The organism is Kitasatospora sp. NPDC058046 (assembly GCF_042885595.1).
In the GTDB taxonomy this organism is placed as follows: Bacteria; Actinomycetota; Actinomycetes; order Streptomycetales; family Streptomycetaceae; genus Kitasatospora.
In genome coordinates this window covers 1-23,870 of record NZ_JBHVRS010000006.1, presented here as the reverse complement: position 1 = coordinate 23,870, position 23,870 = coordinate 1, and the positions used below count along the sequence as shown (strand labels likewise).

Below are 23,870 nucleotides of genomic sequence, written 5' to 3'. Positions count from 1 at the left end.
AGCATGCTCGGAGATCTCACGGGCGCAGTGACCGACGCCCGCTACCGTGCCTCGTTCGGGCGGGTCGCCGGTTACCTGCCGAAGGACCGCCGGGCCGTCGACGTCTGGCTGGCGGACCTCGCGGACCGCGCCCAGGCGCGAACGGGGCCGCACAGCCCCGCCGTTGCGGCCATGGAGAAGCTGATCGAGACCGACAGGAACACCCGGTCGCTGGTGGCCGGCACGCTGGAGCAGCTCCCGCGCGCGCTCCAGCCGATCCAGGGCGTCGGCCACCTGCTCCAGTGCGTGGACCTGATCATCACGACCGCGCCCGAGTACCGCGCCAAGTCCGAGGAGCGGATCCTCTTCCCGCTGTCCGCGCTGTTCGCGAACCTGGCGCTGACGAAGGCGGGCGAGAGCCTCCTGCGCACCCCGGCGTTCAACTCCGCGCTCCAGCAGGTCCTCCGCGAGTGGTGCGTGTTCCTGGACAGCCCCGCGAGCCGCTCCGTGCTGACCGAGGCGGACAACGGCTGGCTGTCCCCGTACTCCGTCGAACGCCACCGGCTCGACGACTACGAGATCCCCGACCGCGGCGGCGAGCACTGGGGCTTCGCGTCGTTCAACGACTTCTTCCACCGCAAGCTCAAGCCCGGGGCCCGGCCGGTCTCCACCGAACCGACGGCGGTCCTCGCGCCGAGCGACGGCACCCTGGTGCGCCACGAGCGGAAGGTGGGGAAGAACGCCGGGTTCACCCTCAAGGGCCAGACCTTCTCCCTGGCGGAGACGCTCAACAACAGCACCTACACGGACCGCTTCGTCGGCGGCGACGTCCTGCAGTTGGTGCTCCCCGCCACCGGCTACCACCGCTGGCACGCGCCGGTCGACGGCGTGGTCCGGCACGTGGAGGTCGTCCCCGGCCTGGTGTTCGGCACGGCCGAGCTGGACGGGTCGGGTCCCGTGCCTCAGGGGGTGTCGTTCGGCGGCGCGGCCGCGTCCAGTACGCGTGCCCTGGTATTCATCGAGAGCACCGCTCCCCGTATCGGCATGGTCTGTCTGGCGGCCGTCGGCATCGGCGAGATCTCCTCGGTCACGCCTGTGGTCCGCGAGGACCAGGAGGTGCGGAAGGGCGACGAGCTCGGCTACTTCAGCTACGGCGGATCCACCCACTTCATGGCCTTCGAGCCGGGCAGCGACGTGGAGCCCACGGTCGAGCCGAGCGAGGACGTCGACCCCGAGGACGACCCCCAGGTCGCCACCAACGCCCCCCTCGCCAAAGCTGGTTGACCCCCTCGGGTGCCGACCGGTCGTTCGCGCCCGGTCGGCACCACCGGCCCGCCAAGACCGAGAACACCACCGAGGAGCCCCCGTTGCGGATGACGAACCCCCACCGCGCACGCCACCGGTCCACCCGGTCGGCCGCCGCCTTCGCGGTCCTGGCCGCCGTGGCCCTGACGGGCGCACAGCCTGCGGACGCGTCCGCTCACACACCCCCCGGCGCCGTACGGGCCGCGGGCGCCGGAGCGCTGCTGTCCCCGCAGGAGCACGCCGAACTGCTGAAGGAGGCCGCCCGGATCGCCGTCGAGCTGGCGAAGGCGCTGCACCTGGACCCGCGCGAGGTCCTGAAGCCCGTCGACGCCGCCCAGGACGCGGACGGCACCGTCCACTTCCGCTACAACCGCACCTTCGCCGCGCTGCCGGTCCTCGGCGGCGACCTGGTCGTCCACCGCACCGGGCAGGGCGCCCTGTCGGACACCCGCGCCCACCGGGCGTCGATCGGCGTGCCGAGCACCACGCCGGTGGTCCCGGCTACCCAGGTGGCGCAGTCGCTCCACACCACGCTGCCCCCACGCCTGGTCGTCTGGTCCGCCGCCGGAACCCCGGCACTGGCCTGGGAGTCGGTGCTGGAGGCGACGCAGGAGGACGGAACCCCGAGCGAGCGGCACGTCGTGACCGACGCGACCACGGGCGGGCAGCTGTACGCCTACGAGGCCGTGCACACCGGCATCGGCCAGGGCCAGTACAACGGCACGGTGCCCCTGGGCACCACCCACACCCTGCTCGGCTACGAGATGAACGACACCGCGCGCGGCGGCCACCGCACCTACGACATGCACCACGAGGCCAAGGGCCGAGGAGACCTGTTCACCAACCAGACCGACCGGTGGGGCAGCGGCGACCAGAGCAACGACGAGACCGCGGGCGTCGACGCCCACTACGGCGCCGCCCAGACCTGGGACTACCTCCAGGACGTCCACGGCCGCACCGGCATCCGCGGCGACGGCGTCGGCGCCTACAGCCGGGTCCACGCCGGCTCCAACTACACGAACGCCTTCTGGAGCGACAAGTGCTTCTGCATGACCTACGGTGACGGGCCCGGCAACGCCAAGCCCCTGACCGAACTCGACGTGGCCGCCCACGAGATGATCCACGGACTCACGTCCGCCACCGCCGGCCTGGAGTACACCGGGGAGTCCGGCGGCCTCAACGAATCCACCAGCGACATCTTCGGCACCGCGGTCTCCTTCCACGCCGACAACCCCACCGACGTCCCCGCCTACCTGATGGGCAAGCACCTCGACCTCGACGGCAAGGGCACCCCGCTGCGCTACCTGGACCAGCCCTCCAAGGACGGCCACTCCCCGGACTACTGGTACGACGGCATCGCCGGCCTCGACGTCCACTACTCCTCGGGCCCCGCCAACCACTTCTTCTACCTGTTGGCCGAGGGCAGCGGCCCCAAGACCGTCAACGGCTACGACTACGACAGCCCCACCGTCGACGGCCGGGTCGTCACCGGCATCGGCCGGGCGGACGCCGAACGGATCTGGTACCGCGCGCTGACCACCTACATGACCTCCACCACCGACTACTCCGGCGTCCGCGCCGCCACCCTCCAGGCCGCCGCCGACCTCTTCGGCCCCGACAGCGCCACCGTCACCGCCGTCGCCGACACCTGGTCCGCGGTCAACGTGAACAGCTGACACCCATCCGAGAGGCGGCCCCGGATGACCGCTCCCCCCGTACGGCCCTCCGGTCCCGAGGACGCCGACGAGCTGCTGCGCCTGCGCGTCGCGGTGCTCGACGGCGCCCGGCCCGGCGACGACTGGCGGGCCGCCTTCCGCGACGAGATGCGCGCGCGGCTCGGCACCGACCCGGACCTGCTCGCCTTCGTCGCCCCCGCCGACGGCGGCGCGCTGGCGGCCTGCGCCATCGGCGTCGTCCACCGCTGCTACCGGGGCCCCAGCCACCCCACCGGCCGGTGGGCCCGGATCCACACCGTGGTCACCGACCCGGCCCACCGGCGCCGGGGCCACGCCCGCGCCGTCACCACCGCCCTGGTCCGGGCACTCCGGCTCCGCGGCTGCGGCTCGATCGAACTGCGCGCCACCGAGGCCGGCGCCCCGCTCTACCGCGCCCTCGGGTTCCACCCCGTGGACGGCTACATGACGCTGCGGCCCGGCCCGGCCGAGCTCTGACCCCGCCGGTTGCGCGAAGGGGGCCCGAAGGAGAAAGGTGCCCCAGCCCACGAAGCCCGAGACGCATGACCGTCGGCCCGCCGACACCGTCGTCGGCGTCCTCACGGGAGGACCGAGCCGCGAACGCGACCGCTCCCTCGCGACGGGCGCCGACGTCGCGCAGGCACTGACCACCCTCGGATACCGGATCCGGGTGCTCGACACCATTGATCCCGCGTTCGCGGACCAGGTGCGCGCGGTGGACGTGGCCTTCCTGGCGCTGGCGGGCCGGCACGCGGAGGACGGCAGGCTGCAGGGCTTCCTGGAGACGAGCGGCATCCCCTACACGGGCTCGGGTGTCCGGGCCAGCGCCCTCGCCATGCACAAGCCCACCGCCAAGATCGTGGCCGGCGCGGCGGGCGTGCCCGTGCTGGCCGGAGTCCTCGTGCCGGACACCCAGGCCGCCGCCGCGGCCGCCGAAGACGTCCTCGCCCGGCTGGCCGCCCCGGTCATCGTCAAGGCGCGCGCCGAGGGCAGCTCGATCGGCATCGCCGTGGCCCGCGACCGGAGCGGGCTGACGCAGGTGCTCGAGGACCTTCGCGCCGCCGGCCACCGCCTGTTCGTCGAACCGTTCGTCGAGGGCCGGACCGTGACGGTCGGAATCCTGGAGTCGGACGGCGACCCGGTGCCCCTCCCCGCTGCGGAGGTCCTCACCGCCGGCGAGTTCTACGACCACGCGGCGAAGAACAGCCCGGACCTGCACTCCTTCAGGTGTCCGGCCGACCTGCCGGACGGGACGGCACGGGGGATCAGGGAGGCCGCCCGGCGAGCACACACCGCACTCGGCTGCTCGAGCCACTCGCGAAGCGACTTCGTCATCGCCCCGGACGGGGGCTTCCACTGGCTCGAACTCAACACCCTGCCGGCGCTGCGCCGTACCGCCACCCTCCCGCTGACGGCCGCCGCTGTGGGCATCGGCTACGAAGAGTTGGTCGAGCGGGTCCTGCGCGGTGCCTTCGCACCGCGCGACTGAGGAGGGAAAACGATCACCTGTCAGAGGTGCTGGACGAGGCCGACGCCCAGGGCGATGAGCGCCGCGGCGAGGAGGAGGGCTCCGCCCCGGGTGAGGTGGGTGCCGGGGGAGGAGTGGCCTTCGGTGCCGAGGGCGAGGTGCAGGAAGAAGCCGCCGGACTGGGCGAGCACTCCGGCCAGCAGGAGGATGCCGAAGAGCCACTCCGTTCCGGAGGAGAACCCCGCGCGGGGCAGGTAGAGGAAGTAGACCAGCGACAGGATCAGCAGCACGCCGGCGTGGGCGTGGCCGGCGCGGAAGGACCGTTCGCGCAGCGGGGTGAGCGTGCCGTTCTGGACGGTGGTCAGCTGAAGCAGCGCGTGTCCGCCGAACTCCACGGTCACCAGCGAGAAGACGGCGACAGCCGGCAGGAGTGTGGACGCTTCCATGGTGGGCCGCCTTCGAGGTGTCGGGCCGGGCAAGTGGTCGCAGGCTACGGGGGCATCCGCCGGGCTCCCGCCGGTCGCGGGCGGGGCCCGGTACGGGTCCACCCGGATGCGGGGCGCGAGGAGAGGTCGAGGGCCGGTAGGACCTGCTCGTGGCCGCCTGCGCGGCGCACCGGCAAGGCTGGTCACGGACGGTAATCTGACGGTCACTTGCTTGTATTCGCAGTACTCGCACCGCATGACGAGGGTGGTACGACAGTGACCGACGTGATCAAGACGCCCCAACCGCTCGCCGAGCAGGCCCCGAGCGCACTGCTCCTGCTGGCGCACGGCAGCCTCGCTCCCGAGGCACAGGAGTCCACCCGGGCGCTCGCCCGCGCGGTCGAGGCCTCCCACGGGAGCCGGGTCGAGGTGGCCTTCCTCCGGCACGCCGGCCCCACGGCCCGTGAGGCGTTGGGCGCGCTCGCCGAAGCCGGGCACGAGGAGGTGGTCGTGGTGCCGTTGCTGCTGACCGCCGCCTTCCACGCCCGGGTCGACCTGCCCAAGGCACTGCTCGACCCGCCGGGCAAGGCACCGATCGTGGCGCCGGTGCTGGGCGGTCCCACCGGCGTGCCCGACGGACGGCTGGTCGCGGCGCTGCGGCGCCGGCTCACCGAGCTGGACGTCGAGTTCGACGCCGTGGTGCTGGCGGCGGCGGGCAGCGTCGACGCCGCCGCGTCCTCGTCGGTGGCCGCGATGGCGTCCGCGCTGGGCAAGGAGCTCGGCCTGCCGTGCCGGGCCGCTTTCGCGTCGGCCACCGAGCCGACCCCCGGCGAGGCGGCGGCGGAGCTGCGCCGGACCGGGGCCCGGCGGATCGCGGTCGCCTCCTACTGTTTCGCCGCCGGCCTGCTGTTCCGTGTGACCGTCGAGGCGGCGACCGCGGCCGGCGTGGTCGGCGTCTCCCAACCGCTGGTCGACGCACCGGAGTTGGTCGAACTCGTCCTGGAACGCTTCCACCAGGCCCGCGACGCGAAGGTCTGACCGGCGGCGCCTCCGCCCGGCCGGTGATCCGCCGCTGAGCCCGCTCGGCGGCGGATCACCGGCAGGAGGGGAGCGGGACGCCCGGGTGCCGTGGATCGACGGCGGGCGCGCCGCAGTCCGGGGCGGGAGCCAGGAGATCGCCGTGGTGTCGGTGGAGGAGGCGTTCGTGCTCCGCGCTGAAGTGCTCGCGCCAGCCGCCCACGGCGAGTTCGCCGCTCCCGGCGCCGGGGGCCTCGGGCAGGGCGGCGAGGGCCGCCGCCGGGCCGGGGTGGCCGGTGGCGGTCAGGAGCCGGCGCAGAGCGCGGTCGCGGGCCTCGGTGGTGCCGCCCTGGGCGGGGCCGGCGAGTTCCTCGTGGGTGAGGACGCAGACGGCGGGGTGGCGCAGCAGCCACTGGCACTGGCGGGCTTCGCGGATGCCGGGGAAGCCGGGGTCGGTGAGGGCGAGGGTGATCCTGGCGTCCATGGTGGGCAGGGCGCTGACGATGTCGCGGTAGACGAGGTGGTCGGGCAGGGAGCCGACGCGCCCGGCGGGTTGGGAGAGCAGGTGGATCTGCTGGACGACGCGGTCGCGTACGTCGCGGTGGTGGTAGACGATCGGCGGCCGCGTGGTGGCGTGCCAGGTGCGCAGGAGGCCGGCGTCGGCGCGTTCCAGGTCCAGGCTGTTGACGTACCAGCAGCCGTGGCCCGGCAGGAGTCGGGGCAGGTCGGTGTCGGGGACGCGGGTGAGGCGCTCTTCGAGGGCGGTGTCGACGGGTGAGGCGGCGGTGACGGGCTGGCCGAGCCGGGTCCACCACACCCGCCACAGGGCGTTCACGGCCTGCTGGAAGGCGGCTTCCAGGTCTTCCCGGTGGTCGCGCTGCCCGCGCAGCAGGCGTGCGGCCTCGTCCTGGCCGTAGGCGGCGCGGAGCAGGCGGGAGACCTCGCCGGGGCCGGGCCGTTCGCCGTTGTCGGGCTGGGTGCCGCTCATCGTGCCGTAGGGGGTGTAGCCGAGCGCGGTGGTGATACGGGCCAGCAGGGGGGTGCCGCTGCCGCGCGGCGAGACGACGATCAGCTGGGGTACGGCCATGGCGGATCTCCCGGAGAGGCTGCGGGGGCGAGGAGGAGGTCCTCGTAGGTATGGTGACGGCGGGTGGTGACGCGCTCGTGCAGCAGGGTGGCGGCGCGGGCGTGTTCGCCGGTGTCGATCAGAGCGCGGGCCAGGGTGTCCTGGACGATCTCGCGTTCCACCCGTACGCCGCCGATCCGTTCCACCCGCGCGCCGAGGCGGGTCAGGAGGTCGACGGCCGCCCGGGCGCGGCCGGCGGTGACGTGGGCGAGGGCCTGGACGACCGGGGTGAGGACCTCGCGGTAGTCGGGGCGCTCGTCGGCGGCCGTCCGTCGGGCCAGGGCCTCCAGGTCCTCGGTGGCCGCCTCGACGGCCAGCGCGAGGGCCAGGTTGAAGGTGTGGAAGACCTCGGCCATGCCGCCCGGTCCGGCCAGCAGGCTCCGGACGTGGTCGAGGTCGCAGCGGCCGGCGGGTCGCTGCCCGGCCAGCAGCAGGCGCCAGTTCGTCGCTGACCGCATCCCCACGTCGGCGCGGCTCAGGACCTCGTCGGCCCGGCGGCGCGCGTCCGTGAAGTCCCCGCAGGCCAGTGACTGCAGGGCGGCGTGCCAGGTGAGGTGTTTGAACTGCATCGCCTGCGGGTCGACGGCCAGCCACCGGTCGAGGAAGCCGGTGGAGGCGGGGCCCGCTCCCAGTTCGTGCTCGGCGTGCGCGCGGGCGTGCGCGGCGAGCCCGGAGCGCGGGTAGCGGGCCAGGGCGTGCCCGGCCAGTTCGAGCGCCTCCTCGACGCGCCCCTGCTCGGCCCGGGTCCACGCGAGCCTGCCCGTCCACGGCCAACTGTCCGCGCCGGCCAGGGCGTACTGCTGTTCGGCCAGCGCGTCGCCGTGCGCGCGGTAGCCGGCGTCCCCGCAGGCGTGGAAGGCGTCCAGCATGAGGGAGGCCACCTCGTCCCCGGGCCACCGCGCGAAATGCGTCACCAGGTGGTCGGCCGTCAGCCGGAACTGTCGGTGGGTGTAGAGGAAGACCCCGTACACCAGGCTCGCCGACCGCGCGTCCGCCGCCTGGGCGTCCCGGTACGCGACCACCAGCTCCTCCCGCAGCGCCCCATCGCTCAGGCCCCCGGCCGTCGCCAGCACGAGAAGCGCCCGTGCCACCCCCAGCCGTGGACGCTCGGCCACCCAGTCCCGTACCAACGGCACCGCGCGCCCGCTCATCGCCGCCAGCTCCCGTACGGCGGCGTTCTCCAGCGACACGCCCGCCGCTCCGGGGCCGGCCACGACACCACCGCCTCGCATCACGTCGGGCCCGCCGGATCAGTACGGGGACATGAACACGGCGGTGCAGACGATCCCGCTGCTGCCGCAGTGGTTGCGGGGCAGGGTCAGCGGCAGGCCGAGCTGGTTGCCGCTCGCCGTCCCGCTGTCGGAGACCGTGCCCCCGAGGGCCTGCGCGCCGACGTCGTGGTTCTCACAGGAGTTGCCGAACACCGCGTTGCCCACCCCGACGACGCCGGCCTGTGCGGCGCCGGCTGGGACCAGCACCGCCCCCACGGCCGTACCCAGCACCGCCATCCGCTTGCCCGCGGTGCGCGCACTGCTGCCCGCGCCCTGGCGCTCCGTGCCCGCCACCCTGCTCATCGCACTCCCTCCTCGCGCGGGCCCGGCGAACGCCGGTGCCCGTGCAGGCCAGGTCCCGGGCGAGCGCCCGGGACCTGGCCTGGTCAACGACGGAATCTCGCTCCGGATACGCACTGTTGAGGCGGTGCACCCGGCTTGGGGACCGTCGGGACGCCGTGCGGACCGGTTGCCGGCCGCGGTCGTCCCGTCGCGGAGTCCGGAGGCGGTGCTACAGGTCGTCGGTGAACAGCAGGAGGTTGGGGGTGCCCTCGCGCACGTCGGTCAGGACGTCCGGGGTGGCGGTGTACTGGAGGAAGTCGGAGACGTCGATCGGCTCGGCGTCCGGGTGTTCCGCGAGGTAGAGGGCGGCGGTGCCGGTGACGTGCGGCGCGGCCATGGAGGTGCCGCTGAGGGTGGTGCTGCCGCCGCCCAGCTTGGCGGACAGGATCGCCTGGCCGGGGGCGTGGAGGGCGACGCAGGAGCCCCAGTTGGAGAAGTCGGTCTCCTCGTCCCGCTGGTTGGTGGCGGCGACGGTGACGACCCCGTACGCGGAGGCGGGGGAGACGGTGCAGGCGTCGACGGCGTCGTTTCCGGCGGCGACGACGGGCAGGACGCCCTGGTCGGAGAGCGCGGTGGCGGCGTCGTTGACGGCCCGGGAGCGTTCCTCGCCGAGGGAGGCGTTGAGGACGGCGGGGTACCGGGCGTTGCGGGCGACCCAGTCGAGGCCGGCGATCGTCTGGGCCTTGTCGCCGCTGCCGGTGCAGTCCACGACGCGGACCGAGACGAGGCGGGCCCGCGGGGCGACGCCGTAGGTGCGGCCGGCGACGGTGCCGGCGACATGGGTGCCGTGGCCGTGGCAGTCGAGGCCGTCGCGGCCGTCGCCGATGGCGTCGAAGCCGGGGACGGCGCGCCCGCCGAACTCCGGGTGGGTGTAGTCGATGCCGCTGTCGAGGATGTAGGCGGTCGCGCCGGCGCCGTGGCCGCGGGTGGTGAACTGGCCGTCCAGGGGCAGGTACCGCTGGTCGATGCGGTCCAGGCCCCAGGTGGCGGCCGGAGCCCGGGTGGTGTGGCCGGGCCGGTCCGCACCGTCGACGGGAGTGGGGAGGCGGAAGGCGGTGTTCTCCTCGACGGCCTCGACGGCGGGACTGGTCCGTACGGTGTTCAGCAGGATCGGGTCGAGGGCGGCGGCGAAGCCGTTCAACGCGGCGCGGTAGGTGAACCTGGGGGTGATGCCCAGCGCTCGCAGGACCTCACCGGGGTCGCGGCCGTGCTTGAGGGTGACGATGTACTGCCCGGGCACGGCCCGGGCGGAGTGCGCCACGGCCAGGGGCGCGGCGGGGGCGGGCGGTTGGGCGCCGTACGCGGCGGCGGGGGTTGTGGCGGGCAGCAGGGCCAGCAGCAGGGCCGCTGACGCCCGACGGAGGTGTAGGTACACGGATGTGCTCCGATCGGTCGGGATCATGGTGGCGAACGCGGACTACCCGGACGGGCGTCGGGTGCCCGAGCGGACGCGGGGTGCGGGGTGTTCCTCTCGGCCCGTGCCGCCCGCGAGTCGGAGGAGGAGGTCGGGCAGATCGGTGGCGGCGTAGCGTGGCTGGACGCGGGGGAGGCGGGTGGTGTCGGAGAGGAGGAGGACGGGGCCGTCGTCCGGGTCGTCGGGGAGGCGGCCGTGGCTGCCGCGGATGTGGGTGGCGTCGAGCGGGACGACGGACAGGGTGGAGCGAAGGCCGAGCCGGCGGCGGGCGAGGGCGGCAGCGGCCCGGAGTCGGACGAGGCGGTCGGCGGGGTCGAGGAGGAGTTCGGCGGGGTCGTAGCCGGGTTTGCGGTGGATCTCGACACAGCGGGCGAAGTCCGGGGCGCGGGTGTCGTCCAGCCAGTAGTAGTACGTGAACCAGGCGTTGGTGGTGGCGACGGCGACGAGTTCGCCCGTGCGGGCGTGGTCGATTCCGTACGCGGCCTTGCCCGCGCTGTCGAGGACGCGTTCCACTCCGGGTAGCGCTCGGACGAGCTCCGCGACGCGCGGCAGGTCGGCGGGGTCGGGCACGTAGAGGTGGGCCACCTGGTGGTCGGCGACGGCGAACGCCCGGGACGTGTACGGGTCGAGGTACTCCATCCCGGCCTGGGTGTACACCGTGAGGAGGCCGGCCGCGCGCAGCGCGCGGTTGATGTGGACGGGGTGGTCGACCGCGGTGATGCCGTACTCGGACAGCGCCACGACGGTGGTCCCGTGCTCCCGGGCCAGGTGGAGCAGGGGCGCGAGGACGGTGTCGAGGGCCCTGGCCGCGGCGGCGGCCTGGGGTGCGGCGGGGCCGAAGCGCTGGAGGTCGTAGTCGAGGTGCGGCAGGTAGGCGAGGGTCAGGTCGGGTGCGGCGGTGCGGATGACGTGCTCGGTGGCCCGCGCGATCCACCTGCTGGAGGCGATGGAGGCGCGGGGCCCCCAGTAGTCGAAGAGCGGGAACGGTCCGAGGGCGTCGGTCAGTTCGTCGCGCAGGCCCGGTGGGACGGTGTAGCAGTCGGGGGACTTGTGGCCGTCCGCGTGGTAGACGGGGCGCGGGGTGACGGTGATGTCGGTGCCGGCGCCCATGGCGTACCACCAGCAGATGTTGGCGACGCGGTAGCCCGGGTGGCGCCGCCTGGCGGTGTCCCACACCTTCTCGCCCTCCACCAGCGGGTTGTGCTGGCGCCACAGGAGCACCTCGCCGAGGTCGCGGAAGTACCAGCCGTTCCCGACGATCCCGTGTCGGCTCGGGGGGAGCCCGGTCAGCAGGCTGGCCTGGACGGAGCAGGTGACCGCGGGGAAGACCGGTTCCAGCTGGGCGCCGTGCCCCGGGGTGTCGCCGTCGGGTTCGGCGACGGCCCGCAGGTGCGGCATGTGGCGCAGGAGGCGGGGGGTGAGCGCGGCGACGTTCAGCACCAGCAGGGGCGTGGGGCGGCCGGTGGTCACGAGGTGTGCTCCCGCAGTCCGGCGGCGAGCAACTGCTGGCGGGTCCAGGCGAGTTCGGCGGCGATGCCCGCGACCAGTGCCTCGTCGTCGGACGGCCGGTCCCGGCCCGGGAGCACCGACCAGGTGTACGTCTCGACCTCCAGGTGGTCGGTGACGGGGTGCGGGCCGTGGACGAGGGCGCGGATGGCGTCGGTCAGCACCGGCCCGGTCGCGGTGAGCGGCGGTTCCGGGTCGGCGTGCACGGGGACGTGGAAGTGCACCCGCCACGGGCGCGGATCGGCGTCGTCGGCCGGGGAGCGGAGGGCGAGGTCGAGGTCGTCCCACCGCTCCGGGCGGGGGCCGGCGGGCTCGGCGCGGGTCTGGTGCAGGAACCGCGGCTCGGCGAAGCGCGCGAGCGCCCGTCGTACGGCGGGGTCGGAGGGATCGTCGGCCTGGAGGGCGCTGGAGAGCTGGGCCTTGACGACGGGCAGGCCGGCGTCGGCCAGGCCGCGGAGGGCGGACGGCGGGTCCTCGAAGTCGACGGCGAGGTGGCAGACGTCCAGGCAGACGCCGACGCGTTCGGTGTCGAGCCCGGTGAGCCGTGCACAGGCGTCGCTCACGGTGGAGACCACGCACCCCGGTTCGGGTTCCAGACCGACCCGGACGCGGCGGCCGGAGTCGGACTCCGACTTGGCGAGCCCTTCGGCCAGTTCGTCCAGGCCGCGGCGGGCGCGGTCCTGGTGTCCGGGCGTCCAGCCGGCCCGCCAGCCCAGGGGGAGCGTGGAGATGCTCCCGCGGGCCGCGTCCTCGGGCAGCAGCGCGGACAGCACCCGGGCCAGGTCGAGGGTGTACGCCAGGCGGGCCGGGTCGCTCCAGTCCGGCCGGTAGACGGCCCGTTTGACGACCGGCTCGTGGAAGCCGCGGTAGGGGAAGCCGTTGAGGGTGACGACTTCGAGCCCCCGGGTGGACAGTTCGCGGCGCAGCCGGTCCAGGGCCGTCGCGTCCGTCGCCAGGGTGCGCGCCACGTCGTGGGCGAGCCACAGGCCCAGGCCCAGGGACGGCGCCGCGAGCCGTTCCCGGACGGGCTCGGCGTGGACGGCGAGTTGAGCCAGGACGCCGTCGAGGTCCTCCGCGGGGTGGACGTTGGTGCAGTAGGCGAGGTGGACGGTGCTGCCGTCGGGGTGGCGCAGTCGCATCGGGGGCGGTCTCCTTGCTCCGGGAAGGGCTACTCGCCGCGGGCGATGGAGTTCCCCAGGTACACGGCGTCGCCGGGCCGCTCGTGGGGCTCCTCGCGGTGGTCCGGCGTGTCGGGATCGTCCACCGGCAGGGTCAGGCGTCCGCTCTGGCCGTAGAAGGCGACCGGGTTGCGCCACATCACCTCGTCGACCTGGTCGGCGGTGAAGCCGGCTTCGAGCATCGCCTCCGCCGTGCGCCGGGTCGCCAGCGGGTCGCTGCGGCCCCAGTCGGCCGCGGAGTTGACCAGCACCCGGTGGGTTCCGTGGCGCTTGAGGAGCTGCACCAGGCGGTGGGGGTCCATCTTGGTGTGCGGGTAGACGGAGAACCCCGTCCAGCAGCCGGTGTCGGCGACCTCCGCCACGGTCAGCTCGGTCAGGTGGTCGACCAGGACCAGGTCGGGAGCGATCCCGCACTCGCGGAGCACGGCGAGCGTGCGCCTGGTCCCGACGGCCTTGTCCCGGTGCGGGGTGTGCACCAGGACGGGCAGTTCGTGGTCCATGGCGAGCCGGACCTGGGTGGCGAGCGCGTGGTCCTCCTCCGGGGTGACGGAGTCGTAGCCGACCTCGCCCACCGCCACCACCGCGTCCTTGTCCAGGTAGCGGGGCAGCACGTCGAGGACGGCGGTGCAGCGGGGGTCGTTGGCCTCCTTCGGGTTGAGGGCCAGGGCGCAGTGGTGGCGGATGCCGAACTGGGCCGCCCGGAAGGGTTCCCAGCCGATCAGGGAGTCGAAGTAGTCGACGAAGCTGGCGACGTCTGTGCGGGGCTGGCCCAGCCAGAACGCCGGTTCCACGACGGCCCGGATGCCGGCGTCCCGCATCGTCTGGTAGTCGTCGGTCGTCCGCGAGGTCATGTGGATGTGGGGGTCGAAGATGCGCATCAGGTCTCGGCAGGGTGAGGGGGCGGAAGGGGGTCGGTCGCGGCCGGTCGGGGGCCGGCCAGCGCGCGCACGTCGCCCGGTACGGGGCGTCCGGCGCTGGTGAGTTCACGGGCGTGCGTCGCGGCCATCCGGGCCAGTTCGGCGTCGGTCCGGTGGGGCAGCCCGGCCACGGCCCGCAGGGGGAGGGAGCAGTGCAGGCACTTCAGGACGGCCTCCCGGTAGGCGGGCGCCGGCAGGTGCCGCGCCCCGTAGGGGCCCAGTGCGGCGGCCAGCAGCCGGGGGTCGTTGGTGCGCAGCGCGTCGGACACCAGGGGGACGGCGTCGTCCCGCAGGCCGTACGGGGCCAGCAGGTCCAGCGGGCCGAGGGCGCGGAGCACGCCGCGCCGTTCCGCGGCGTCCCCGTGGCGGTAGACGGCGGACGCCCGGACGGCGGGGCCGTCGGCGGGGGCCGGGGCGGCGGCCAGCAGCAGGGCCCGTACGGCGTCGTCCACGGTCCAGGCCAGCGCTTCCGCGGGGACCGCGGGCGCCGGGTCCTGATGCGGTGCGGGGGCCGCCGCCAGCAGTGCCCGGCCGCCCCGGCGGCCCGCCTCGGCGAAGCGCCGGGGCAGGGCCTGGTCGGGTTCGGCGGCCACCTCGGTCAGGGCCGTGGCCAGCCAGCGGGCGGCGTCCGGTGTGAGCTGCCGGTCGAGGGCGGCGCGCAGGTCGCGGACGGTCACCCGGGCGGCGTTGCCGAAGCTCATCGCGGTGTCCGGGTGCCGTGCGCCGCGCCGGCGGCGGCTCGCAGGAAGGCCAGCGAGCGCGCGGCGAGCTGCGGCGCGGCGTGGCTGTGCCGCGGCAGTTCGACGCTGACCAGTCCCGGGAAGCCGGTGCGGCGCAGCGCGTCCAGCACGGGCGGGAAGTCGATCTCGCCCTGCCCGAACTCCAGGTGCTCGTGCACGCCCCTGCGCATGTCCTCGATCTGGACGTTGACCAGGTGCGGCCCGGCCCGTACGACGCAGTCGGACACCGGGGCGGCCTCCAGACAGCGGCAGTGGCCGATGTCGAGGGTCAGCCCGAGAGCGGGCGGATCGCCGAGGCGGCGGCGCAGCAGCTCGTAGGCGTCCAGGGTGTCGACGAGCATGCCCGGCTCCGGCTCGAAGCCCAGGACGACGCCATGGCGGTCCGCCTCCGCCACCGCCCACCCGCAGCCGTGGACCAGTCGTTCCCACGCCACCCGGGACGGCACGCCCGGGGCGGGCACGCCGCTCCACAGCGACACGGCCCCCGCGTTCAGATCGGCGGCCACCTGCATCGCCAGACCCAGGTACTCCAGCCGACGGCTCGGATCCTCGTCGACGAGCGTGGGGGCGTGCTTGGTCCACGGGTCGAGCAGGTAGCGGGCGCCGGTCTCCACCACGGTCTCCAGGCCCGTCTCGGCGAGTCGCCGGGCGACCCGCGCGACCCGCCGGGACAGCCCGGGGGCGAACGGGTCGAGGTGGCAGTGGTCCAGGGTGAGGGCGATCCCGTCGTAGCCGAGGTCCGCCAGCACGGCGATGGCCTCGGTCAGGCGGTGCCCGGCGAACCCGTTGGTGCCGTAGCCGAACCGCAGCCCCGTGTCCGCGCGTACGGCGTTCGTCCGTACGGCGTCCGTCCGTACGGGGCCGGGCTGCGCGTGGCCCTGGTCGGTGACCGTGCCGGTCATGTGGGGGACAGCTTTCGGAACAGGCGGCGGGCCACCGGCGCCGCGGCGAGCAGGGACAGGGCCACGGGCAGGGCGTCGGCGCGGCAGGCGCACGCGGCCTGGAGGGGGAGGACGGCGGCAATGCCGGCGGTGACGGCCTGTTGGAGGCGTCGAGGGTCGAGCCGGCCCGCCGCGGCTTGGGCGCCGCCGAAGCCGGCGACGTACACGGCGAGGGCGGCGAGGCGGACCGCCCGGCGACCCGGGGCGCCGCCTGCACCCGTGGCGGCGGCCACGGCGACGGCGCAGGTGGCGGCCGCGGTGGCGGGGAGGAGCAGGCCGTCCGCGCCCCGGACTTCGTGGCGGCTGAGCGCGCAGACCACCAGGGTGTGCGCGCCGACCACCGCGGCGGCGGGCGCGGTCGCGCGCAGCCCGTGGCCCCCGGTGCCCAGGAGGACGTCGAGGCCGCGGGCGGCGGCCATGGTGACGGGCCCGGCGACGGGACGGCCCTTGAGGCCCAGGTCGTAGCTCCAGACCACGGCCGCCAACGGCACCGCGACGGACAGGGCCCCGCGCCCACCGCCCGCCGCGGCGAGGGCGAGCCCCGTCCCGGTGAGGCCGGCGGCCAGCGACAGGGCGACCGAAGGCTCCACCCGGCCGGAGGGGATCGGACGGTGCGGACGCTCGACCGCGTCGGTGTGCCGGTCGGCGTAGTCGTTGAGGGCCATGCCCGCCCAGTAGAGGCAGACCGAGGACATGGCCAGCAGTCCGGTGGCCGGTCCGAGCGGGCGGCCGGCCAGCGTCGCCCCGACCAGGGGGTCGCCGGGCACGGTGATCGCGGCCGGTGCCCGGACGAGTTCGGCGACGGTGCCGAGGCTCGGGATCCTCATGTGCGCGGCCCGCCGCCCGCGGTCGCCGCCGCGGTCTCCGCCGCGAACGCCCGCAAGGCCTGGTACTGGTCGGTCAGGGCGTAACCACCCGAGCCGACCGGGTCCTTGAAGAAGAAGCCCAGGGCCCCGAGCGGGCCCGAGACGCCCGCCGCGTGCGCGGTGGCGGTGAGCCGGACGAGATCCAGCACGAGCGGTGCGGCCAGTGCCGAGTCGCAGCCCTGCCAGGTGAACTGGAGGCTCATCCGCGCCCCGAGGAACCCTTCGAAGGCCACGTGGTCCCAGGCGGTCTTCCATTCGCCGAGCGCCGGTACGCAGTCGATGTGCACCGAGCCCTCCACCGGGTGCCCCAGCATGCGGCCCAGGCCCCGCCGCTTGGACGCCGTCTTGCTGGCGGCGGCGCCCGGATCGGCCAGGGTGGCGCCGTCCCCGCCGCCCAGCAGGTTCGTGCCGGACCAGGCCCGCACCTCCAACGCGCGGACGGCGAACATCGGTGCCAGGACCGACTGCACCAGCGTCTCGCCGGTCTTGGCGTCGCTGCCCGCGTACGGCAGGCCGCGCGCGCGGGCCAGGGCGTCCAGCGCGGGCAGCCGGGCACCGGTGGAGGGGGTGAAGTCCACGTAGGGGCAGTCGGCGGTGAAGGCCGCGTAGGCGTAGAGCGAGCTGGCCGGCAGGACGTCGGCCGGGCCGCGCAGGGCCGCCTCCAGCAGGTCGAGGTCGTGGTGTTCGGGGCGGTCCGGCACCGGCGCCTCGGTGGAGGCCACGTTGACGACCACGACGCGGTCCAGGCCCAGGCGCCGCCGGAAGCCCTCGATGTCGACGGCGAGCGCCCGGGCCGCCACCGCCTGGGGCAGTCCGCTCCGACCGGTGGCGTAGCCCGGGCGGATCTCCTGGTCGGCGGCGACGACGGCCTTCTCCAGCGGTTCGAGCAGCCGCTGCGGCACCACCCCGGCCTCGGCCAGCTCGGCGGCCCGGACGGGCAGGGGGACGGAGCCGGTGTCGTGCCCGCCGAACACCAGGGCGCCGAGCGGCGGCAGCCGGGCCCCGGGGAAGTCCTCGCTCGCGGTGACGCACCCCGTCGGCTCGGCCAGCCCCGCACCGACCGCCGCCGCGCCCACCACGGTGGTGGTGGCCACCGAGCCGCGCGCCCCCACCAGCCAGACCCCCGTCCGGGGCCCCGCTCCCGGTTCCGGCATGTGTCAGGCTCCTTCCGCTCGCCGGTCCGCGGTCACTCTCCGTCGATTCGGCGGAAATACCGCAGGACCCTATCCGTTGTCACGTCGTCAACGATCCATCTATGCCGACGGCGGACGTTCCACTCACATCGGTGCGGCAGGAATCACCCGAATCGGCCTGAGCCGGAATCATGCGATCGCGGGGTGACTGACGCCGAGTGAACACCCTCGGCTGTCCGGGTCGAGGCGGGCTAGGGATCAAGGTGCGGTGGTACATCGCTGGCGGCTTCCCGCCAACCCCCTAGGAGGTGCTGTGAGCGTCCTTTCCGTTCCCCGGGTTTTCTTCCGGGGTCAGATGACCTTCAATCCGGCGACCATGAACAACAACGGCCTGTTCCCGACGTACGACTTCCGGACGGCGGAGCTGAACTGGAATTATCTCAAGGACAAGAAAATCACCCCGGACAATTTCCGGGAGGCCTTTCCGAAGTGGGCGTTCAGCATGCAGACGGGCCAAGGCCCGGACGGGAAGGAGACGGAGGAGCCCCCTTCGGGGTGGAGCGCCTACGGCGGCAACGACTGGTGGCTCCACGTGCAGCCCCGCGACGCGCCGGACGGCAAGGGCGTCCTCACGACCGTGACCGGGGGGCAGACCGCGTACGGAGCGGATCCGTCGATCCCGGGCGACCCGCTGCTCGGCGCCGTCGTCAACCTGGCCGGGGACTCGTTCCCGATCGCCGACCTCACCCCGGAGGAGCAGGCCGGCGACGGCCACTTCCCCAGGGCCGCGTTCCACACCAGCGCGAGCATGGCGGACAACAACCCGGATTCGGTCTGGAGCCCCTGCTTCTTCGCCAGGCGCATCCAGATCGGCAGCAGAACCAGCCCGGAGGGATTCTTCTACGGCGACATCGAGGACGGCCTCCAGCTGCCGGCGCGCTGGCAGAATTTCAGCCGCAACCTGAATCTGAAAGGGGACGTCTACCGCGACGGGGTCGGTGCCACCGTCGTCCAGGCGTGCGTGGGCCGGGACAATCTCCACTTCACCTCCGACAAATCGCCACTGCTGAACGCGCTCAAGAAGGAGATGGATTCCCAGAAGGCCCGCGGAATCATGATGCGGTACTCCGTCTATCTGACCCACTACTTCAACGCACTCGAGTTCGCCGGCTGCAAGACCCAGAAGGAGCGGTTCGAGAAACTGCTGGACCTGTGGGAGCAGGACCGAAAAGCGGGGAATCCGCCACGTCGGAACACCTGCCTTTCCCGGGTGGTCGGCACGATCGGCCTGTGGCACGAGAGCGAGCCGGCTTCGGTACCCGGCGGGCGGTTCCTGGCGCCGGCGAACTCGGTGAAGGTCCTCGATTCGGAGAAGAATCCGGTGGACGCCTGGTTCGGGCCGGCGGTGGCGGAGGTCAACCGGAATGCCGGGGGCACCCGCTACGTCAGCCTCGACCTGGGGGCCACGATCCCGGAGAAGGACGCCAGCGGTGACAAGGAGACGTCCTTCGGAACTCTGGAGCTCGTCGTCGCCGGTGCCGCCACCATCGAGACCGTGGCGGAGATCAAGCCCGATGTCTACGACAGGAGCGGCTACGAGCTGACCTCCGGCATCATCGACGTGCCGGTCGACGGCAAGGTGACCGACGCGGACCTGGCCGACGGGGTCCTGGGCATCCGGTGCAAGCCGAATGCCGAGCAGGTCACGATGCTGACGGAGAAGGTGCTCACGGCCCAGACCGAATTGCGATCGATCTACGTCGACCAGAGCGACAAGGACCGGGTGGTGGTGGTCGAGGTCCGGGACCGGGGTGCGATCCCCACCCGCAAGGTCGGGCTGGTCGTCCAGCAGTACCTGCCGGACCCGCCGCCACCCATGCAGAACGGCTCCTTCTGGAAGAAACCGGAGAAGAAGGAGGAGGAAGTCCTCACCATCACCAAGGTCGGGCCGGTGGTGAACGGCCGCGCGGAGATCGGGTTCACCGTGGTGAGCGGTCTCGAAGCCCCCAACCTCCCGGTCATCGCCTTCTTTCCCTACTATCTCGACGGGAGTCCGGACGTTCCGCCGGAAAGGGTGGGGTTCGTGGGAGCGCCGTGGTCCTTCGTCTCGGCGTTCTACTGCTGTGTGCGGATGCTGCCCTTCGACGACCAGCTCCCCGAGGACTTCCGGAAGTACTGCGAGGAGCACCACAACGACCCGGTCGCCGCCTGGGACTACGTCTACAAGAGGGTGCTCTACGTGTACGACATGATCTTCCCGGTCATGAAGTACTACGCCGCGCTCGACCTGGGGGACAGGACGGCCGTCGAACGGAACATCGACCAGATCCTGGAACTGTCCTCGGTCTCCATGGCGAACTCCTCGCTCTACATGCCCGTCACCAGGGACCTGTCCAGCGGCAAGCGCAAGGTTCTGGAGATGTACCGCACCCTGCTCAGGACCGGAAAGCCGAAGGAGGTCACCTCATGACCTTCGAGGACGACATCAAGAAACTGCGGGAGATGCTGCAGAGCGCCTGCCTGGTCGAGTTCTCCACCATCCCCGCCTACCTGACGGGCTGGTGGTCGATCAAGGACCGTCGGAGCACCGCGGCCAAACTCATCCGGGAGCTGGTGACCGTCGAGATGCGGCACCTGTCGATCGCCGCGAACGTCCTGATCGCCACCGGTGCCGACCCCGACATCAAGGCCGTCGCCTCCCTCCCCTATCCCCGCTTCTTCAGTGCCCCCGGCCCCATGGAGATCCAACTCCAGCCCTTCGGGGACTCCTTCCTGGCCATGGGCATGTGCATCGAGTCCCCGGGGCTCGTCGACGAAGGGACCCTGCCGGAGGGGCTCAGGGCCGCACTGCCGGTCACCGCCGAGTTCGACCCGCGGCTGCACACCCCGATCCTCCCCGACCCGGGTGAGACGATCGGGCAGTTCTACCGGGACCTCATGCAGCACCTGAAGGACTGCGTCCACCTGTACGGGGAGAAGGCCGTGTTCCCGGCCGGGCGCCTCGACCGCCAGTACGCCTACTTCGGGCAGGACTGCATCACCGTGGAGGGCCTGGACGACGCGCTGACGCTCATGCAGGACATCATTTGGGAGGGCGAAGGGGACGGCGGAGGAATCCTGGACTCCAACCGCGATCTGTCGCACTACTTCACGTTCCACGAGCTGAGCGTCGGAAGGTTCTACCAGCAGGACGACAAACCGCTCGACCCCACCGGCGACGGCTTCCACGTCCCGAAAGGGGACGAGGTCGTGAATACACTCGTGAACCCCAAGCTGGCGAATTACGAGGAGAGCCCGGACGCCCTCAAGGCCGCCCTCGGCTTCACGGAGCTCTACCGGAAGATGATCACAGACCTGGATGCCGGGTTCCGAGGACGCCCGGCCCTGATCGACGTGGCGATCGGACGGATGCGCCAGCTCCTGGCCCGCGCCGACGAGGTGCTGGTCTGCAAGCTGAAGGGCATGGACTACTACGCGGCCCCGACCTTCGAGCTGCCCGACCAGTGAGCCGGCGGTGCGGCGGACCCCCGGCTCCTCCTCCAGGCTCCCTCCCGCCGTTGCCCGGCGGGCCGTCACCCGCCGGGTGGGTGGCTCGTTGAGCCGGGTGCGCCGCCCCGCGTGCGCAGTGGTAGTCGGAAGCGGCCTGAGGGAGTCTGCGGTGTCCACCGTCACCAACCCGTTCACCGGTGGCTACGCCCCGGTGGAGGAGGAAGTCACGGCCTTCGACCTGCCGGTCACGGGGACGATCCCGGCCGAGCTCAACGGCCGGTACCTGCGCAACGGGCCCAACGGGATGCGGCCGGAGGACCCGCGGCCGCGGCACCTGTTCGCCGGGTACGCCATGGTGCACGGGGTGCGGCTGCTCGACGGGCGGGCCCGGTGGTACCGCAACCGGCTGGTGCGCAGCGCCGCCGTGGCCGAGGCGCTGGGGGAGCGGCCGCGCCCCGGCGCCGTGCCGCGGATCGCCGACGTCGCGCCCAACACCCACGTGATCGGGCACGCCGACCGCACCCTCGCGCTGGTCGAGGGCGGCTTCCGCCCGTACGAACTCTCCTACGAGATCGAGACGGTGGGGGCCGGCGACTTCTGCGGCACGCTGCCCGACGGGTTCGCCGCCCACCCCAAGCTCGACCCGGTCACCGGCGAGCTGCACGCGATCACCTGGCAGCGGGACGACAGCGAGAGGCTGCGCCACCTGGTGGTCTCCCCGGAGGGCGTCGTCGTGCGCGCCGTGGACATCCCGGTCCCGCACCGGCCGGTGGTGCACGACATGGCGCTGACCCGGAACTTCGCCGTCGTCCTCGACCTCGCGGGGCGCGTCAGCGTACCCGACAACCTGGCGCGCAAGACGTATCCGGCGGTCTGGGACGAGACCCGCGGCGCGCGGGTCGGGCTGCTGCCCCGCAACGGCACCGAGGTCCGCTGGTTCGAGGTCGAGCCCTGCTTCGTCTTCCACACCCTCAACGCCCACGAGGACGGCGACCGGGTCGTCATCGACGTGGTCCGCTACCCGAGGATGTTCGCCGGCGGCGCGGTGGACGGGCAGAGCAGCCCCACCCTGGACCGCTGGACGGTCGACACCGTCTCCGGCACGGTCACCGAGACCCGGCTGGACGACCGGCCGCAGGAGTTCCCGGCGGTCAACCCGGCGGTGGTCGGCGGTGCCCACCGCTACGGCTACTCCACCGTGGCCACCCCCCTGCTGCGCCACCTCGCCGCGACGGCCGACGACCTGGACGCGCTGCCCCCGGAGGCCGCCGGGGACGCGCTGATCAAGCACGACCTGCGCCGGCAGTCCAGCACCGTACGGCAGTTCGGCGCGGGCCGGTACACCGGTGAGGTCTCCTTCGTGCCGAGGGAGGGCGCCCGCGGCGAGGACGACGGCTACCTGCTGACCTACGTCCACGACCCCGAGCGGGGCGCGAGCGACCTGGTCGTCCTCTCCGCCGAGGACTTCACCGGCGCCCCGCTCGCCACCGTCCACCTGCCGGTGCGGGTGCCGGCCGGCTTCCACGGCAGCTGGATCCCCGACCCCGTCCGAGAGGACTCCCAGTGAACACGCCGGCTGTGACCGTGCCCTCCGTGACCGCGCCCTCCGTAGCCGCCCCGGCCGAGACCGTCGCCCGGCTGCGCGCGGCCTTCCGCACCGGCCGCACCCGGCCGCTCGCCTGGCGCACCGAGCAGCTGGCCGGGCTGCGCGCCCTGCTGACCGGCCACCGCGAGGAGATCGCCGACGCCCTCCACGCCGACCTGCGCAAGCCGCGCGCCGAGACCGACATCGCCGAAGTCGACTTCACCGTACGGGAGATCGACCACACCCTGCAGAACCTGGAGCAGTGGCTGCGCCCCGAGCCGGTGCCCGCCGCCGCGCTCACCCGGCTGCCGCCGGGGACCAGCGCCCACACCGGCCACGCCCCGCTCGGGACCGTCCTGGTGATCGCGCCCTGGAACTACCCGGTGCAGCTGCTGCTGGTGCCGGTGGCGGGCGCGATCGCCGCCGGCAACACGGTGCTCGCCAAGCCGAGCGAACTGGCCCCGGCCTGCTCGGCCCTGCTGGCACGGCTGCTGCCCCGGTACGTCGACCCGGCGGCGATCGCCGTGGTGGAGGGCGGCGGGGAGACGACCACCGCCCTGCTCGCCGAGCGCTTCGACCACATCCTCTACACCGGCAACGCCCGCTTCGGCCGGACGGTGCTGCGGGCCGCCGCCGAGCACCTGACCCCGGTCACCCTCGAACTGGGCGGCAAGTCACCGGTGTTCGTGGACCGCGGCGTCGACCCCGGGGCGGTCGCCGCCCGGCTGGCCCGCGCCAAGTTCGCCAACGCCGGGCAGACCTGCGTGGCCCCCGACTACCTGCTGACCGACCCGGCCACGGCCCGCGCGCTGGAAGGCGCCCTGGCGCGCGCCGTCACCGAGCTGTACGGCCCCGACCCGGCGCGGTCACCGGCGTACGGGCGCATCGTCGACGAGCGGCACTTCGACCGGGTCGTCGCCCTCCTCGACTCGGGCCGTACGGTCTTCGGCGGGCAGCACGACCGCGCGGACCGCTACATCGCGCCCACCCTGCTGGCCGAGGTGGAGCCGGACGCCCCGGTCATGCGGGAGGAGATCTTCGGCCCCGTCCTGCCCGTCGTCGAGGTCGCCGGCCTCGACGAGGCGATCGCCTTCATCAACGACCGGGACCACCCCCTCGCCCTCTACGCCTTCACCGGGGACGGGCACGCACGCCGCCGCCTGGCCGAGGAGACCGCCTCCGGCGCCCTCAACTTCGGCCTCCCGGTGGCCCACCTGGGCATCCCGGAACTCCCCTTCGGCGGCGTGGGGGAGAGCGGCTCCGGCCGCTACCACGGCCGCTGGTCCCTCGACACCTTCAGCCACCGCCGGGCCTGCCTGGACGCGCCCCTGGTGTGACCGGCTGGGTCCGGATCCCCGAGCTAGGGCCTGTGTGATGTTGTGATCAATCTTCGGGTTCTGCCCCGCTCCGGGGCAGAACCCGGTAGGACTGTTGGATGTGACGCGCAGGCAACTCACCGACGAGCAGTGGAGTT

Annotated in this window: 21 protein-coding genes; 9 read left to right on the top strand and 12 right to left on the bottom strand. The window is 73.4% G+C overall.

Annotated features, from left to right (window positions below):
* Window positions 1-3 precede the first annotated feature (3 nt).
* The 4 genes from ACFVU7_RS14670 (at window position 4) to ACFVU7_RS14655 (ending at window position 4,467) form a co-directional block, all read left to right on the top strand.
* Entirely contained in the window at window positions 4-1,263 is a 1,260-nt protein-coding gene (locus ACFVU7_RS14670; protein WP_388045252.1) for a phophatidylserine decarboxylase associated domain-containing protein, read from the top strand.
* 89 nt (window positions 1,264-1,352) lie between these two features.
* Window positions 1,353-2,960 (top strand): M4 family metallopeptidase, encoded by a 1,608-nt coding sequence (locus ACFVU7_RS14665; RefSeq protein ID WP_388045251.1) that lies wholly within the window; start codon window positions 1,353-1,355, stop codon window positions 2,958-2,960.
* Between the two features lie 24 nt (window positions 2,961-2,984).
* Entirely contained in the window at window positions 2,985-3,455 is a 471-nt protein-coding gene (locus ACFVU7_RS14660) for a GNAT family N-acetyltransferase (RefSeq protein WP_388045250.1), read from the top strand.
* 37 nt (window positions 3,456-3,492) lie between these two features.
* Window positions 3,493-4,467: a D-alanine--D-alanine ligase gene (locus ACFVU7_RS14655; RefSeq protein ID WP_388045249.1), complete on the top strand. Its 975-nt coding sequence runs from the start codon at window positions 3,493-3,495 to the stop codon at window positions 4,465-4,467.
* Between the two features lie 20 nt (window positions 4,468-4,487).
* On the opposite strand, the gene ACFVU7_RS14650 is transcribed toward ACFVU7_RS14655, so the two are convergent.
* Window positions 4,488-4,892 (bottom strand): hypothetical protein, encoded by a 405-nt coding sequence (locus ACFVU7_RS14650; RefSeq protein ID WP_074003226.1) that lies wholly within the window; start codon window positions 4,890-4,892, stop codon window positions 4,488-4,490.
* A gap of 264 nt (window positions 4,893-5,156) precedes the next feature.
* Here ACFVU7_RS14650 and ACFVU7_RS14645 point away from each other — a divergent pair, with 264 nt between their 5' ends.
* Complete coding sequence (locus ACFVU7_RS14645) at window positions 5,157-5,909, top strand: sirohydrochlorin chelatase (protein ID WP_388045248.1); 753 nt, start codon at window positions 5,157-5,159, stop codon at window positions 5,907-5,909.
* Between the two features lie 55 nt (window positions 5,910-5,964).
* On the opposite strand, the gene ACFVU7_RS14640 is transcribed toward ACFVU7_RS14645, so the two are convergent.
* From ACFVU7_RS14640 to ACFVU7_RS14590, 11 genes are all read right to left on the bottom strand, one after another.
* The gene (locus ACFVU7_RS14640) at window positions 5,965-6,975 is read right to left on the bottom strand and encodes a hypothetical protein (protein WP_388045247.1); all 1,011 of its coding nucleotides are present in this window, start codon (window positions 6,973-6,975) and stop codon (window positions 5,965-5,967) included.
* Window positions 6,957-8,228, bottom strand: a complete 1,272-nt coding sequence (locus tag ACFVU7_RS14635) for a hypothetical protein (RefSeq protein WP_388045246.1) — start codon at window positions 8,226-8,228, stop codon at window positions 6,957-6,959. Before ACFVU7_RS14635 ends, ACFVU7_RS14640 begins: the two co-directional genes overlap by 19 nt.
* 36 nt (window positions 8,229-8,264) lie before the next feature.
* Window positions 8,265-8,588 carry a chaplin family protein gene (locus ACFVU7_RS14630; RefSeq protein WP_388045245.1) on the bottom strand — a complete coding sequence of 108 codons (324 nt, stop codon included), beginning with the start codon at window positions 8,586-8,588 and terminating at the stop codon, window positions 8,265-8,267.
* 208 nt (window positions 8,589-8,796) lie between these two features.
* On the bottom strand, window positions 8,797-10,002 hold the full coding sequence (locus ACFVU7_RS14625) for a S8 family serine peptidase (protein ID WP_388045244.1): 1,206 nt from the start codon (window positions 10,000-10,002) through the stop codon (window positions 8,797-8,799).
* A 42-nt stretch (window positions 10,003-10,044) separates the two neighbouring features.
* Window positions 10,045-11,511 (bottom strand): alkaline phosphatase family protein, encoded by a 1,467-nt coding sequence (locus ACFVU7_RS14620; protein WP_388045243.1) that lies wholly within the window; start codon window positions 11,509-11,511, stop codon window positions 10,045-10,047.
* Window positions 11,508-12,686: a metabolite traffic protein EboE gene (gene eboE / locus ACFVU7_RS14615; RefSeq protein ID WP_388045242.1), complete on the bottom strand. Its 1,179-nt coding sequence runs from the start codon at window positions 12,684-12,686 to the stop codon at window positions 11,508-11,510. The genes ACFVU7_RS14620 and eboE overlap by 4 nt, the downstream gene beginning before the upstream one ends.
* 29 nt (window positions 12,687-12,715) lie before the next feature.
* Complete coding sequence (locus ACFVU7_RS14610; RefSeq protein ID WP_388045241.1) at window positions 12,716-13,603, bottom strand: TatD family hydrolase; 888 nt, start codon at window positions 13,601-13,603, stop codon at window positions 12,716-12,718.
* Entirely contained in the window at window positions 13,603-14,343 is a 741-nt protein-coding gene (locus ACFVU7_RS14605) for an EboA domain-containing protein (RefSeq protein WP_388045240.1), read from the bottom strand. Before ACFVU7_RS14605 ends, ACFVU7_RS14610 begins: the two co-directional genes overlap by 1 nt.
* On the bottom strand, window positions 14,340-15,284 hold the full coding sequence (locus tag ACFVU7_RS14600; RefSeq protein ID WP_388045239.1) for a sugar phosphate isomerase/epimerase family protein: 945 nt from the start codon (window positions 15,282-15,284) through the stop codon (window positions 14,340-14,342). The genes ACFVU7_RS14605 and ACFVU7_RS14600 overlap by 4 nt, the downstream gene beginning before the upstream one ends.
* A complete protein-coding gene (locus tag ACFVU7_RS14595) occupies window positions 15,281-16,150 on the bottom strand; it encodes an SCO3242 family prenyltransferase (RefSeq protein ID WP_380776231.1) in 870 nt (289 codons plus the stop codon). The genes ACFVU7_RS14600 and ACFVU7_RS14595 overlap by 4 nt, the downstream gene beginning before the upstream one ends.
* A complete protein-coding gene (locus ACFVU7_RS14590) occupies window positions 16,147-17,343 on the bottom strand; it encodes an inositol-3-phosphate synthase (RefSeq protein ID WP_074003217.1) in 1,197 nt (398 codons plus the stop codon). The genes ACFVU7_RS14595 and ACFVU7_RS14590 overlap by 4 nt, the downstream gene beginning before the upstream one ends.
* Before the next feature lie 334 nt (window positions 17,344-17,677).
* Here ACFVU7_RS14590 and ACFVU7_RS14585 point away from each other — a divergent pair, with 334 nt between their 5' ends.
* From ACFVU7_RS14585 to ACFVU7_RS14570, 4 genes are all read left to right on the top strand, one after another.
* The gene (locus tag ACFVU7_RS14585; protein ID WP_074003216.1) at window positions 17,678-19,792 is read left to right on the top strand and encodes a hypothetical protein; all 2,115 of its coding nucleotides are present in this window, start codon (window positions 17,678-17,680) and stop codon (window positions 19,790-19,792) included.
* Window positions 19,789-20,829: a ferritin-like domain-containing protein gene (locus tag ACFVU7_RS14580; protein ID WP_074003215.1), complete on the top strand. Its 1,041-nt coding sequence runs from the start codon at window positions 19,789-19,791 to the stop codon at window positions 20,827-20,829. Before ACFVU7_RS14585 ends, ACFVU7_RS14580 begins: the two co-directional genes overlap by 4 nt.
* 151 nt (window positions 20,830-20,980) lie before the next feature.
* On the top strand, window positions 20,981-22,378 hold the full coding sequence (locus ACFVU7_RS14575; RefSeq protein ID WP_388045238.1) for a carotenoid oxygenase family protein: 1,398 nt from the start codon (window positions 20,981-20,983) through the stop codon (window positions 22,376-22,378).
* Between the two features lie 26 nt (window positions 22,379-22,404).
* Entirely contained in the window at window positions 22,405-23,733 is a 1,329-nt protein-coding gene (locus ACFVU7_RS14570; RefSeq protein WP_388045237.1) for an aldehyde dehydrogenase family protein, read from the top strand.
* Window positions 23,734-23,870 lie beyond the last annotated feature (137 nt).

What these genes read in the sequence shown, in the direction of transcription:
- ACFVU7_RS14580 (WP_074003215.1), top strand. Translation starts at nt 19,789, where the DNA reads ATGACCTTCGAGGACGACATCAAGAAACTGCGGGAGATGCTGCAGAGC.
- eboE (WP_388045242.1), bottom strand. Translation starts at nt 12,686, where the DNA reads ATGCGACTGCGCCACCCCGACGGCAGCACCGTCCACCTCGCCTACTGC.
- ACFVU7_RS14585 (WP_074003216.1), top strand. Translation starts at nt 17,678, where the DNA reads ATGACCTTCAATCCGGCGACCATGAACAACAACGGCCTGTTCCCGACG.
- ACFVU7_RS14595 (WP_380776231.1), bottom strand. Translation starts at nt 16,150, where the DNA reads ATGAGGATCCCGAGCCTCGGCACCGTCGCCGAACTCGTCCGGGCACCG.
- ACFVU7_RS14670 (WP_388045252.1), top strand. Translation starts at nt 4, where the DNA reads ATGCTCGGAGATCTCACGGGCGCAGTGACCGACGCCCGCTACCGTGCC.
- ACFVU7_RS14630 (WP_388045245.1), bottom strand. Translation starts at nt 8,588, where the DNA reads ATGAGCAGGGTGGCGGGCACGGAGCGCCAGGGCGCGGGCAGCAGTGCG.
- ACFVU7_RS14590 (WP_074003217.1), bottom strand. Translation starts at nt 17,343, where the DNA reads ATGCCGGAACCGGGAGCGGGGCCCCGGACGGGGGTCTGGCTGGTGGGG.
- ACFVU7_RS14640 (WP_388045247.1), bottom strand. Translation starts at nt 6,975, where the DNA reads ATGGCCGTACCCCAGCTGATCGTCGTCTCGCCGCGCGGCAGCGGCACC.
- ACFVU7_RS14660 (WP_388045250.1), top strand. Translation starts at nt 2,985, where the DNA reads ATGACCGCTCCCCCCGTACGGCCCTCCGGTCCCGAGGACGCCGACGAG.
- ACFVU7_RS14605 (WP_388045240.1), bottom strand. Translation starts at nt 14,343, where the DNA reads ATGAGCTTCGGCAACGCCGCCCGGGTGACCGTCCGCGACCTGCGCGCC.
- ACFVU7_RS14600 (WP_388045239.1), bottom strand. Translation starts at nt 15,284, where the DNA reads ATGACCGGCACGGTCACCGACCAGGGCCACGCGCAGCCCGGCCCCGTA.
- ACFVU7_RS14610 (WP_388045241.1), bottom strand. Translation starts at nt 13,603, where the DNA reads ATGCGCATCTTCGACCCCCACATCCACATGACCTCGCGGACGACCGAC.
- ACFVU7_RS14650 (WP_074003226.1), bottom strand. Translation starts at nt 4,892, where the DNA reads ATGGAAGCGTCCACACTCCTGCCGGCTGTCGCCGTCTTCTCGCTGGTG.
- ACFVU7_RS14665 (WP_388045251.1), top strand. Translation starts at nt 1,353, where the DNA reads ATGACGAACCCCCACCGCGCACGCCACCGGTCCACCCGGTCGGCCGCC.